Origin of the sequence: Ensifer sp. PDNC004, assembly GCF_016919405.1 — a bacterium.
Classification (GTDB): domain Bacteria; phylum Pseudomonadota; class Alphaproteobacteria; order Rhizobiales; family Rhizobiaceae; genus Ensifer.
In genome coordinates, this window is record NZ_CP070354.1 from 380,001 (window position 1) to 391,994 (window position 11,994).

At 59.6% G+C, this 11,994-nt stretch carries 9 protein-coding genes, 1 tRNA gene and 2 rRNA genes (1 of these 12 cut by a window edge); 7 read left to right on the top strand and 5 right to left on the bottom strand.

Annotated elements, in window-relative coordinates; translation table 11 throughout:
- The 3 genes from JVX98_RS30130 to JVX98_RS30140 all read left to right on the top strand — a co-directional run.
- Positions 1-2,165: ribosomal RNA gene (locus JVX98_RS30130) — 23S ribosomal RNA — on the top strand; it begins 631 nt to the left of the window's first position.
- A gap of 148 nt (positions 2,166-2,313) precedes the next feature.
- A 5S ribosomal RNA gene (gene rrf / locus JVX98_RS30135) occupies positions 2,314-2,428 on the top strand.
- 216 nt (positions 2,429-2,644) lie between these two features.
- A tRNA-Met gene (locus JVX98_RS30140) sits at positions 2,645-2,721 on the top strand.
- A gap of 276 nt (positions 2,722-2,997) precedes the next feature.
- On the opposite strand, the gene JVX98_RS30145 is transcribed toward JVX98_RS30140, so the two are convergent.
- From JVX98_RS30145 to JVX98_RS30165, 5 genes are all read right to left on the bottom strand, one after another.
- Positions 2,998-3,558 (bottom strand): hypothetical protein, encoded by a 561-nt coding sequence (locus JVX98_RS30145; protein WP_205240042.1) that lies wholly within the window; start codon positions 3,556-3,558, stop codon positions 2,998-3,000.
- Between the two features lie 129 nt (positions 3,559-3,687).
- On the bottom strand, positions 3,688-4,152 hold the full coding sequence (locus tag JVX98_RS30150; protein ID WP_371826596.1) for a transposase: 465 nt from the start codon (positions 4,150-4,152) through the stop codon (positions 3,688-3,690).
- 285 nt (positions 4,153-4,437) lie between these two features.
- Positions 4,438-5,817, bottom strand: coding sequence for an aspartate aminotransferase family protein (locus JVX98_RS30155; protein ID WP_205240043.1), 1,380 nt, complete (start codon positions 5,815-5,817; stop codon positions 4,438-4,440).
- A gap of 37 nt (positions 5,818-5,854) precedes the next feature.
- Positions 5,855-7,351: an NAD-dependent succinate-semialdehyde dehydrogenase gene (locus JVX98_RS30160; RefSeq protein ID WP_205240044.1), complete on the bottom strand. Its 1,497-nt coding sequence runs from the start codon at positions 7,349-7,351 to the stop codon at positions 5,855-5,857.
- A 117-nt stretch (positions 7,352-7,468) separates the two neighbouring features.
- Positions 7,469-7,951: an Lrp/AsnC family transcriptional regulator gene (locus JVX98_RS30165; protein WP_205240045.1), complete on the bottom strand. Its 483-nt coding sequence runs from the start codon at positions 7,949-7,951 to the stop codon at positions 7,469-7,471.
- Between the two features lie 67 nt (positions 7,952-8,018).
- Between JVX98_RS30165 and JVX98_RS30170 the strand changes: the two genes are divergently transcribed.
- From JVX98_RS30170 to ehuC, 4 genes are all read left to right on the top strand, one after another.
- The gene (locus tag JVX98_RS30170; protein WP_246765130.1) at positions 8,019-9,440 is read left to right on the top strand and encodes a PLP-dependent aminotransferase family protein; all 1,422 of its coding nucleotides are present in this window, start codon (positions 8,019-8,021) and stop codon (positions 9,438-9,440) included.
- 122 nt (positions 9,441-9,562) lie between these two features.
- Positions 9,563-10,348 carry an ectoine/hydroxyectoine ABC transporter ATP-binding protein EhuA gene (gene ehuA / locus JVX98_RS30175; protein ID WP_043616018.1) on the top strand — a complete coding sequence of 262 codons (786 nt, stop codon included), beginning with the start codon at positions 9,563-9,565 and terminating at the stop codon, positions 10,346-10,348.
- 72 nt (positions 10,349-10,420) lie between these two features.
- The gene (gene ehuB, locus JVX98_RS30180) at positions 10,421-11,263 is read left to right on the top strand and encodes an ectoine/hydroxyectoine ABC transporter substrate-binding protein EhuB (RefSeq protein WP_371826597.1); all 843 of its coding nucleotides are present in this window, start codon (positions 10,421-10,423) and stop codon (positions 11,261-11,263) included.
- A 69-nt stretch (positions 11,264-11,332) separates the two neighbouring features.
- A complete protein-coding gene (gene ehuC, locus JVX98_RS30185) occupies positions 11,333-11,992 on the top strand; it encodes an ectoine/hydroxyectoine ABC transporter permease subunit EhuC (protein ID WP_192448350.1) in 660 nt (219 codons plus the stop codon).
- The last annotated feature ends 2 nt before the right edge of the window (positions 11,993-11,994 follow it).

The window sequence follows — 11,994 nt, forward strand, 5'->3', positions numbered from 1 at the left end:
CGAGCAAGCTTAAGCCGATAGGTGAAGGCGCAGCGAAAGCGAGTCTGAACAGGGCGTTCAGTTCGTCGCATTAGACCCGAAACCGAGTGATCTAGCCATGAGCAGGTTGAAGGTTGGGTAACACCAACTGGAGGACCGAACCCGCATCTGTTGCAATAGATTGGGATGACTTGTGGTTAGGGGTGAAAGGCCAATCAAACTCGGAAATAGCTGGTTCTCCGCGAAATCTATTTAGGTAGAGCGTCGACCGAATACCCTCGGGGGTAGAGCACTGGATGGGCTATGGGGACTCACCGTCTTACTGATCCTAACCAAACTCCGAATACCGAGGAGTACTAGTCGGCAGACACACGGCGGGTGCTAACGTCCGTCGTGAAAAGGGCAACAACCCTGACCTCCAGCTAAGGTCCCCAAGTCATGGCTAAGTGGGAAAGGATGTGAGGATCCCAAAACAACCAGGATGTTGGCTTAGAAGCAGCCATCATTTAAAGAAAGCGTAACAGCTCACTGGTCTAAATAAGGGTCTTTGCGCCGAAAATGTAACGGGGCTAAAGCCATGCACCGAAGCTGAGGATACGTCGCAAGACGTGTGGTAGCGGAGCGTTCCGTAAGCCTGTGAAGGGATACCCGTGAGGGGTCCTGGAGGTATCGGAAGTGCGAATGTTGACATGAGTAACGATAAAGAGGGTGAGAGACCCTCTCGCCGAAAGACCAAGGGTTCCTGCTTAAAGTTAATCTGAGCAGGGTTAGCCGGCCCCTAAGACGAGGCGGACACGCGTAGTCGATGGGAACCACGTTAATATTCGTGGGCCTGGTGGTAGTGACGGATTGCTTAACTTGTTCAGACTTATTGGATTGTCTGGGCGGGGACGCGGTTCCAGGAAATAGCTCCACCGTATAGACCGTACCCGAAACCGACACAGGTGGTCAGGTAGAGTATACCAAGGCGCTTGAGAGAACTATGCTGAAGGAACTCGGCAAATTGCACGCGTAACTTCGGAAGAAGCGTGACCCTTTTTGACGCAAGTCAGATGGGGTGGCACAGACCAGGGGGTAGCGACTGTTTATCAAAAACACAGGGCTCTGCGAAGTCGCAAGACGACGTATAGGGTCTGACGCCTGCCCGGTGCTGGAAGGTTAAGAGGAGGGGTGCAAGCTCTGAATCGAAGCCCCAGTAAACGGCGGCCGTAACTATAACGGTCCTAAGGTAGCGAAATTCCTTGTCGGGTAAGTTCCGACCTGCACGAATGGCGTAACGACTTCCCCGCTGTCTCCAGCATAGACTCAGTGAAATTGAATTCCCCGTGAAGATGCGGGGTTCCTGCGGTCAGACGGAAAGACCCCGTGCACCTTTACTATAGCTTTACACTGGCATTCGTGTCGGCATGTGTAGGATAGGTGGTAGGCTTTGAAGCAGGGACGCCAGTTCTTGTGGAGCCATCCTTGAAATACCACCCTTATCGTCATGGATGTCTAACCGCGGTCCGTTATCCGGATCCGGGACAGTGTATGGTGGGTAGTTTGACTGGGGCGGTCGCCTCCGAAAGAGTAACGGAGGCGCGCGATGGTGGGCTCAGACCGGTCGGAAATCGGTCGTCGAGTGCAATGGCATAAGCCCGCCTGACTGCGAGACTGACAAGTCGAGCAGAGACGAAAGTCGGTCATAGTGATCCGGTGGTCCCGCGTGGAAGGGCCATCGCTCAACGGATAAAAGGTACGCCGGGGATAACAGGCTGATGACCCCCAAGAGTCCATATCGACGGGGTTGTTTGGCACCTCGATGTCGGCTCATCGCATCCTGGGGCTGGAGCAGGTCCCAAGGGTTTGGCTGTTCGCCAATTAAAGCGGTACGTGAGCTGGGTTCAGAACGTCGTGAGACAGTTCGGTCCCTATCTGCCGTGGGTGTAGGAATATTGACAGGATCTGTCCCTAGTACGAGAGGACCGGGATGGACATATCTCTGGTGGACCTGTTGTCCTGCCAAGGGCATAGCAGGGTAGCTATATATGGAATGGATAACCGCTGAAGGCATCTAAGCGGGAAACCAACCTGAAAACGAGTATTCCCTTGAGAACCGTGGAAGACGACCACGTTGATAGGCTGGGTGTGGAAGTGCGGCAACGCATGAAGCTTACCAGTACTAATCGTTCGATTGGCTTGATCGTTCCCATTGCTTGTGTTCATCACAAGGCGATTGCAAAGCATTCGCCGAGATGAACGACGTGTTCAAAACAAAACGAGTTCGCTTAAACCCGAACTCACCAGCTTCTCATCCGGTTTGAGCCCGCAAGCTCAAATCTTGCGCTTTGCCGACCTGGTGGTTCTGGCGGGGTGGCTGCACCCGTTCCCATTCCGAACACGGCCGTGAAACGCCCCAGCGCCGATGGTACTTCGTCTTAAGACGCGGGAGAGTAGGTCGCTGCCAGGTCTGCAAAACGCAAGATAAAACGCCGGAAATCTTCTCGACACACTCTTCGGCCCTGCCGAAACACAAGGGCCGCCAACAAGCGGCCTTTTTGCGTAAGTAAGATCAGACAAACCAACGGGATTTTGCGCACGCAAAACCCGGACCGGTTAAACGGGATTTTGCCTTCGGCAAAACCCGCAATGAGCGGATAAATCCCAAAGGGATTTACCGCGATGGCGCGGGGTGGAGCAGCCCGGTAGCTCGTCAGGCTCATAACCTGAAGGCCGCAGGTTCAAATCCTGCCCCCGCAACCAAATCTCATAACCTAAAGCCCGCCAGGAGAAATCCGGCGGGCTTTCCGCGTTCTAAAGGCGACAAAAACGCAGATGGGCGCAGGCCGAAAGGCGCCAGAGCAGGCAACGACCAAAGAACCGATCAAACCCGCCAGGATCGCATTCAGCCCAAGCGCACGCTCCAGTGGGACATAATGGTCGCAAGCCAAGAGGACGTGCAAAGGGCCATCGATCGCGGCCGTGCAAGGAAGGTGGGGCGTTCTTTTCGGCGTGCCTGCAAAACAAACAAGTCGAAAGCTAAAACCGCTCCAGCATTCTCTTGAGCGTCGCGTTCTGCACACGGAGCTGGTTCGCCAACAATTTTCGAAGGCGACTGTTTTCCGCATCAAGTGCGGCCAGTTCTTCGAGAGACGTCGTTGGCGTCGATCTCGATTGTAGATCCGGGTCCTCGCCCCCGGATGCCAAAGGGGTAGTCGGCGCCGGGCGGGAAGCTTTCTTCCTGGACGTCTGCTTTGGTGCGCTGCGGGTCTTGGGGACCAAGAGCGGGGCGGACGTGGAACCAGCTACTTCGTCATCCGACTGTGCGCCAGCAACCGGGTCAACCACTGCATGGGCCGGATCGGAGGCTGTCACGACGGTCGGTTCTTCCACAAAATTCGGAACATCAGCATCCGCGGCGTGATCAGTACCACCGTTGCCGCCCAATTCTCGGTGGCCGAACAGATGAGCCGATTCGGTCTCAATCTCGCGCGCGAGGGTCTTGAGGTCGGTGTTTCCCCATATCGAACCCGTTGGCACTTTTGGCTGACGGCGGCCGGATTTGAACTCAACAACGAACCTGCGTTGTGGCGTTTTCATATAGTTTGAACCCAATGTGGATCGAAATGCTGCGGCACGACTGGTTGCACAAAGTCAGGTGCTTGGATCACAGCCGACCGCTAAAGGAGCAGTGGAGCCACAGCGCTCAGCGCGTGGCTTCTCCCTGCCTCAATCGATGCCAAGCTTCTTGCGCAACTCGGCATTCTCCGCGCGCAACTTTTCCGCCAAGAGCTTTCGCAGCTTCTGGTTCTCGGCCTCGAGCTGCACGAGTTCGGCAAACTCGTCGCCGGCCGAAGCGGATTTTCTGCTCGGCTGATCATCTGCCTTCAAGCTACCCTTCCAGTTATAGTAGGTTTGCTCGGATATTCCGGCACTTTTGATCGCATCTTTCATCGTACTCGCGCCGTCAGCGACCTGTGCCCCGATCTGCCTGAGCTTCTCGAGTTTTTCTTGTTCGCTGAATTTTCTGGACTTGGCGGAGGGCTTTGATGCTGTTGCCGTCGAAGTCGCGCTCTTCGTTTCCCCGGCCGCATTTTGACGTTTTGCTGTGCTTCGCTTTCCGCGTTCAGGTGTGTGCACAGTCGCTGAGCCCTCGGCAACCAGGGTGGTTGGCGTCGTGTTTTCTTCAGGCATTAGTAATCCTTTTTTTAAGATCGTCCTTTTTTCAACCGAGTGAAGGCCAGAGTCAACACGACTCGCAGGCCGATTTTCGATGCCGATCCAATAGGGTATACGAATTGCCTCTTCGTTCTCCGAGCCGTTGTCGGGGCAGCTCGGCCCGATATCCGCGGGGGGTCCACATTCACGCTCACCGTCTAGGCTTCAACTTCACGCAGGCCTGGCAGTCGTCGATGGCGCGGGAGTTTCCCGCCCCATCGACGACAGGGTTCAAGACTGAGGCATCTATGGCTGCTGCGCCTATGCTTTATCCAGGACTGACGCGACGGCATCGGCCGCCGCTTTGACGACAATATCGGCCTCGTCCATGGTGAGGCAAAGCGGTGGCGCAAAGCCGAGGATATCGCCTTGAGGCATGGCGCGGCCGATGACGCCGCGCTCAAGCAGGGCGGCCGCCACTTGCGGGCCGATCTTCTCTGCCGGATCGAAAAAGACCCGGTCGTCCTTGTCCTCAACGAACTCGATTGCGGCCATCAGACCATCGCCACGCACCTCGCCCACATGCCTGTGATTGGCGAGCGCCTTCGCCAACTCCGCGCGGAAGTAGGCGCCGGTGCTGCCGGCGTTTTCAACCAGGCCCAACTCGTCGATCAGTTCGAGATTGGCAACGCCCGCGGCGGCGCAGATCGGATGGGCGGAATAGGTCCAGCCGTGGCCGATCGCGCCCAGTTCGTCGGCGCCTTGCACCAGCACCTGCCACATCTTTTCCGATACGATCGCGCCGGAAAGCGGTGCGTAGGCCGAGGTCAGCCCCTTGGCAATGGTGATGAGGTCGGGCTTCATACCATAGTGGTCGGATCCGAACATCGTGCCGAGACGCCCGAACCCGGTCACCACTTCGTCGGCGACGAGCAGGATGTCGTATTTTTTGAGCACGGCCTGGATCTTCTGCCAGTAACCCTTCGGCGGCGGCACGATACCGCCCGTACCGAGGATCGGCTCACCGATAAAGGCGGCGATCGTCTCCGGGCCTTCGCCCAGGATCATTTCCTCAAGCTTGTCGGCGCAATATTGCGAGAACTGCTCTTCATCCATCGAGCGATCCGGACGGCGGAAGAAGTAGGGTGCTTCCGTGTGCAGGATCGGTGCGCGGGGCAGGTCAAAGGCGGTGTGGAAGAGATGCAGTCCGGTCAGCGAGCCCGTCATAACGCCGGAGCCGTGATAGCCGCGCCAGCGAGAGATGATCTTCTTTTTGTCCGGCCGACCGAGGATGTTGTTGTAGTACCAGATCAGCTTGATGTTGGTCTCGTTTGCATCGGAGCCTGAAAGACCGAAATAGACGCGGCTCATGCCTTCCGGCGCGCGGTCGATAATCATCTTCGAGAGCGTGATCGAGGCTTCCGTGCCGTGGCCGACATAGGCGTGATAGTAGGCGAGATTCTTCGCCTGCTCGGCAATCGCGTCGGCGATCTTCTGCCGGCCGTAGCCGACATTGACGCAGTAGAGACCTGCAAAAGCATCGAGGCTCGTTCTGCCGCTGGTGTCGGTAATGTACACACCTTCGCCGCCGCCGATCACCCGGGTCGGTGTTTCGCCGCGCGCATGCATGCCCATATGCGTGGAGGGGTGGAAGAAGTGATCACGGTCCCAGGCGCTGAGTTCGTTGCTTTTTTCGAGCATGGTCTTTCCTTTCGCGTATGAAATGTGGCGCGCCCGTTCAGGCGGCCGTGTCGATGCAGAGATATTTGAGTTCGGTGAAGGCCTCGATGCCGTGGCGGGAGCCTTCGCGGCCAAGGCCCGACTGTTTCCAGCCGCCGAAGGGGATCGGTCCGCCGGTGATTTTCACCCGATTGATCGCGACCATCCCGTATTCCAAAGCCCGCGCAAGACGCATCTGGCGTGCGCCGTTCTCGGTGACGACATAGGCGACGAGGCCGTATTCGGTGTCGTTTGCCCGGGCGATCACTTCGCTCTCGGTGTCGAAGGCGGAGACGGCGGCAACCGGGCCGAAGGTCTCCTCACGCATGATCAGCGCTTCGTTCGGTACATCCGTCAAAAGGGTCGGCTCGAAGAACAGAGGGCCTGCCTTGTGGCGCTTGCCACCGGTGAGGAGCTTCGCGCCGCGTTTCAACGCATCGGCGACCTGTTCTTCCACCTTGGCGACGGCACGCTCGTGCATCAGAGGACCGATCTCGGCGTCTGGGTCGAGGCCCGAGGCAACCTTCAGCGCTTCGATGCGAACCTGAAACGCCTTGGTAAAGGCCGCAACGACGGGCCGTTCGACATAGATGCGGTTGGCGGCGAGGCAATCCTGGCCGGAGGTCGCGAACTTCGCGGCGACGGCGATGTCGGCTGCCTTCTCCACATCGGCGTCGGCGAAGACGATCAGCGGCGCATGGCCGCCGAGTTCCATGACCAGCCGCTTCATGGTCTCCGCGCACTGGCCTGCAATCAGCTTGCCGATCTCCGTCGAGCCGGTGAAGCTCATGGCGCGAATGCGCGGATCGGCGTTCATGCGGCCGACGATGGTGGCGGCGTCTCCGGTCACAACATTGAAGACGCCCGCGGGAATTCCGGCCCGTTCGCCGAGTTCGGCAAGGGCGAGTGCCGAAAGCGGTGTTTCGCTGGAGGGATGCGCAACCACCGTGCAGCCAGCTGCGAGCGCGGCAGCGGCCTTGCGTGTGATCATGGCGGAGGGGAAGTTCCACGGCGTCACGATCCCGACGACACCGAGCGCCTCGCGCCGCACGATCATCTCTGCTCCGGGCAGATGGCTGGTGACGCTTTCCACATTCAGCCGCTTTCCTTCCTCCGCGTACCATTCGATGAACGAGGCCGCGTAGTCGATCTCGCCGCGGGACTCGGCAAGGGGCTTGCCCTGCTCCAGGGTCATCAAGAGGGCAAGATCCTCGCGCGCCTTCAGCATCAGGTCGTGCCACTTGCGCAGGATCGCGGCGCGCTGCTGCGGCAGCATGCTGCGCCAGGCGGGCAGCGCGTCACGCGCCGCCGAAATGGCCTCCCCGGTCTGCTCACCATCAAGGGCGGCGACCCAGGCAAGCGTCGCCGCCGAGGCGGGATCCGTCACCTTGAAGCTTGCGCCGTCACGGCCAGAGATCCATCGACCACCGACATAGGCGAGTTCCCTGAGCAGATGAGGATCGGCAAGGCGGGCAAGCGCGTCGTGAAAGGTCGTTCGGGCAAATACGGCGGTCATGGCGGCCTCCTCCTGTTGGTGGAGGAAGTCTGCCAGAGGGCGCGCGACAGATTGTCTATTGCCGGGGTGGCCACCAGAGACTTTGGCCAAAGATGGGGGCGGCCGTAGACAATCTCTCTATTCAGACGCGGGAAGCAACGTCTCCAGCGGAAGCGCGGTCTCCTCCTTCACCGTCTTGGTGACGATGTAGGTGAAGTAGCGGTCGATACCGAGTTCGCGGTCGAGTAGGCTGTCGACAAGACGCTGGTAGGCGTCGATGTCGGGGGCCATGATCTTCAGGATGTAATCGACGCCACCGCCGACCGACCAGCAGGCCACGATTTCTGGCGTTGTCGCGACAGCGCGTTCGAAACGCTCGAAATCCACCTGCCGATGGTTGGCAAGCGTCACCTCCATCATGACGCTGGCAACAGGCGCAACGCGTCTGACGGCAACGCGTGCGTGATAGCCTGCGACGATGCCTGCCTTCTCAAGTTTGCGCAGACGCAGCCAGCAGGGCGTTGGTGAGAGGCCCGCCCGTTCCGCCAGCGCCAGCTTGGTGATGCGCCCGTTCTCCTGGATCGCCTCCAGGATACGCAGGTCGATGGCGTCGAGTTTCATTCAGGGCGCCCTCCGGGCGGGGATCGTGTCAAAGTGGAGGAAAAGACAATGGGAAACCATTTTGGCGTTGTCAATTGAACTGATTTTGAGCACTGTTAAAATCATGACAAATTGGCGACCCGATATATCCCAGTTGCGCCGGCCGGCTTATCTCTCTCTCGCCGAACAGATCGCTCGCGCCATCCAGGAAGGGCACTTGCCGAACGGGACGCGCCTTCTGCCTCATCGCAAGCTCGCCGACGACCTGAAGCTTTCCGTGCAGACCGTCAGTCGTGCCTATGACGAGCTGATCCGACGGGGGCTCATTTCCGGCGAAATCGGTCGCGGCTCCTTCGTGCAGACAAGGCCGAAAGAGCCTGAGCCGCCTTATCTGCCCGAGCGTCTTGGCGAGCTTGTCGACCTTTCGATCCTCAAGCCCGTGTGCGAACAGCTGCATCTGGAGCGCATGCGCGGAGCCTTCGGGTGGCTGGCGGAAAACCTTCCGTCGAGTTCGGCGCTTTCCTTCCGGCCCAACATGGTTTTCCCGCGCCATCGTAACGTCGCAGCCGAATGGCTGTCGCGTTGTGGACTGGATGTGTCTCCGCTCAACATCAGCCTCACCAACGGCGCCACCTCGGGCATGACAGTGGCGCTGATGAGCGTTGCTCCGCCAGGCTCGACCGTTGCGACGGAAGCGATCAGCCACCACACGCTCGTGCCGCTTTCCAGCTATCTTGGCCTTCATCTCGAGGGCTTGCCGATCGATCGCGAAGGCATGATCCCCGAGGCGCTGGATGAAGCTTGCCGCACGGGCGTCATCCGCGCCGTCTTTCTCCAGCCCTCGGTGATCAATCCGACCGCGGCCTTGATGGGGCCTGAGCGCCGGCAGGCGCTTGCCGACGTCGCACGGCGCCACGATATCGCGATCATCGAGAACGACATCCTGGGGCCGCTTGTGGAAGGTCGGGCGCCGCCGATTGCGGCCTATGCGCCGGAGCGCACCCTCTACGTCACCAGCTTCACGAAGATCACGGTACCGGGCCTGCGCATTGGCTATCTCGCCGCCCCGGATCGTTACGTCGCAGCGGTTGCCAACCGCCATCTCGTCTCCAACTGGATGGCGACGCCCTCAATCGCCGAGATCGCGACCCTCTGGGTCAGCGACGGCACGGCGATGGAACTTGTCAATTGGCAGCGCCGGGCACTTGGCGTTCGTCACGCGATCGCCGAGGAGGCGCTCGCCGGCTTGCCCTATTATACCCATCCACAGAGCTTACATGTGTGGCTGCCGTTGCCGGAAGGGCATACGGAAGACGGCTTCGTCTCCCAGGCGCGTCTGCGCGGTGTGGCGATAGCGCCCGGTTCTTCGTTCCGCACGGCCGACCAGGGCTGGCAGCCGGCGGTGCGCATCTCGCTCGGCTCGACCACCGAGCAGGAATTGCGCACTGGACTTGGCATTCTCGCCTCACTCGCCAGCGGAAATCCGGAAGCGCTGTTGCTCGCGATTTGAGTGATCTGCCTCTCAAATGGGCGATGTCAGAATAATTGTACTGATATTATTATTGACATTGACATGATTTTGATTGCCGCGCATCGTTGCGCCATCACTTGTCTCAATAGGGAGAGACATGCATGGCAGCGCCGATCATCCGCATCGACAACATCACCAAACGCTACGGTCCCTTGACCGTACTCGACGGTCTGTCGATGGACGTGCTGCCGGGCGAAAAGCTAGCGCTGATCGGTCCCTCCGGATCCGGCAAGACTACGATCCTGCGCATTCTCATGACATTGGAGGCGATCAGCGCCGGCCATATCGAGGTCGACGGCGACCAGCTCTATCACATGCCGAAGAACGGCAGTCTCGCGCCGGCCGATGACCGCCATCTGCACAAGATGCGCGAGAAGATCGGCATGGTCTTCCAGCACTTCAATCTCTTCCCGCACAAGTGCGTGCTCGACAATGTCACGCTGGCGCCGATGCTGACGAAAGGCATGGCGAAGGCCGCGGCGGAGAAGCGGGCGATGGAGCTTCTCGACATGGTGGGCATGGCCGACAAGGCAAAGAGCATGCCGGCGCAATTGTCCGGCGGACAGAAGCAGCGCGTTGCGATTGCCCGGGCGCTGGCTCTTTCGCCAAAGATCATGCTTTTTGATGAGGTGACCTCGGCGCTCGACCCGGAACTCGTCGAAGAAGTGCTGAATGTCATGCGCAAGCTCGCGGTCGAAACAGACATGACCATGCTGCTCGTCACGCATGAGATGGGCTTCGCCCATGATTTTGCCGACCGCATTCTCTTTTTCGACCGCGGCAGAATAGTCGAAGAGGGCAAGCCCGACGAGATTTTCCGCGCACCCAAGCAGGAACGCACGCAGACCTTCCTGCGCAAGATCATCGCGGCAGGGCACCGCGTCTGAGCGGCTTTGCCGCCCGGAAACAAGGCTCCAAACAAAAACCAGGGACAGCCAGAGGAGTTCGCAACTATGAGCATGAGAACCTTTTTGACCATAACCGCCAGCACGGGCGCCCTGGCGGCAATGCTCGCCGCAGCACCAGCCTGGGCCGACGGCAAGCTTGAGGAACTGAAGGAACAGGGTTTCGCCCGCGTTGCCATCGCCAACGAGCCGCCCTTTACGGCAGTTGCAGCCGACGGGAAGGTTTCCGGCGCGGCTCCGGACGTCGCACGTGAGGTCTTCAAACGCCTCGGGGTCGAAGACATCGTCGCCTCGATCTCGGAATACGGCGCGATGATCCCGGGTCTGCAGGCCGGCCGCCACGACGTCATCACTGCCGGCCTCTTCATGAAGCCGGAACGGTGCAACGCCGTTGCCTATTCAGAACCGATCCTGTGCGACGCCGAAGCCTTCGCGCTGAAAAAGGGCAACCCGCTGAAGCTAAAGAGCTACAAGGACATCGCCGACAATCCAGACGCAAAGATCGGTGCGCCAGGTGGCGGTACGGAAGAAAAGCTCGCGCTTGAAGCCGGTGTCCCGCGCGACCGCGTCATTGTCGTGCCGGATGGCCAAAGCGGGCTGAAGATGCTGCAGGACGGCCGTATCGACGTCTATTCGCTGCCGGTGCTTTCCGTCAACGCTCTTGTCGCCAAGGCGAACGACCCCAGCGTCGAAGTCGTGGCACCGGTTGAAGGTGCTCCAGTCTATTGCGACGGCGCGGCCTTCAAGAAGGGTGAGGAAGCCCTGCGCGACGCCTTCGACGTGGAACTGGCAAAGCTCAAGCAATCGGGCGAATTTGCCAAGATCATCGAGCCCTATGGTTTCTCGGCCGCAGCCGCGATGTCGACGACCCGCGAAAAGCTCTGCGCCGCCAAGTAAGCGCCGCAGCAATTCGGCCTCTTCCCGAGCCGGGGAGAGGCAATCCACTCCCCCGTAGTTGGAAGATCGATGACCGACTGGTCTGGTTACATAGGGCTGATCCTTGAAGGCGCGCTGGTGACGCTTGAGCTTACCGTGCTCGGCTCGATGCTCGCCGTCGTCATGGCATTCGTCGCCGGTCTCGGGCGCGTCAGCCGCTTTCTTGTGGTTCGCGCGCTTGCCACCACCTATATCGAGTTTTTCCGCGGCACGTCGATCTTCGTTCAGCTTTTCTGGGTCTATTTCGTGCTGCCATTCGCCGGCGTCACCCTGTCGCCGCTTCAGGCCGGCGTGCTGGCGCTGGGACTGAATGTGGGAGCCTATGGGGCGGAGGTCGTGCGCGGCGCCGTCAAGGCTATCGGTCGCGAGCAACGCGAGGCCTGCATAGCGCTCAATCTCTCGCGCTATCAGTCGATGCGTTACATTATCCTTCCGCAGGCTCTGCCGTTGATGCTCCCGACCTTCTGCAACAACGCGATCGAGCTTTTGAAGGGTACAGCCGTCGTGTCGCTGATCTCGCTCACCGACATGACCTTTCAGGCCCAGGTGGTCCGCGCCCAGACCGGCAGCACGCTCATTCCTTTCGCAACGATCCTCGTACTCTACTTCCTGATGGCACTCGCCATCTCCAACGGCATGCGCTGGCTGGAGCGCCGGGTAACGCGTGGCCTTGATGGCGTGAGGACCTGACG

What these genes read in the sequence shown, in the direction of transcription:
- ehuB (WP_371826597.1), top strand. Translation starts at nt 10,421, where the DNA reads ATGAGAACCTTTTTGACCATAACCGCCAGCACGGGCGCCCTGGCGGCA.
- JVX98_RS30160 (WP_205240044.1), bottom strand. Translation starts at nt 7,351, where the DNA reads ATGACCGCCGTATTTGCCCGAACGACCTTTCACGACGCGCTTGCCCGC.
- JVX98_RS30155 (WP_205240043.1), bottom strand. Translation starts at nt 5,817, where the DNA reads ATGCTCGAAAAAAGCAACGAACTCAGCGCCTGGGACCGTGATCACTTC.
- ehuA (WP_043616018.1), top strand. Translation starts at nt 9,563, where the DNA reads ATGGCAGCGCCGATCATCCGCATCGACAACATCACCAAACGCTACGGT.
- JVX98_RS30165 (WP_205240045.1), bottom strand. Translation starts at nt 7,951, where the DNA reads ATGAAACTCGACGCCATCGACCTGCGTATCCTGGAGGCGATCCAGGAG.
- JVX98_RS30145 (WP_205240042.1), bottom strand. Translation starts at nt 3,558, where the DNA reads ATGAAAACGCCACAACGCAGGTTCGTTGTTGAGTTCAAATCCGGCCGC.
- ehuC (WP_192448350.1), top strand. Translation starts at nt 11,333, where the DNA reads ATGACCGACTGGTCTGGTTACATAGGGCTGATCCTTGAAGGCGCGCTG.
- JVX98_RS30150 (WP_371826596.1), bottom strand. Translation starts at nt 4,152, where the DNA reads ATGCCTGAAGAAAACACGACGCCAACCACCCTGGTTGCCGAGGGCTCA.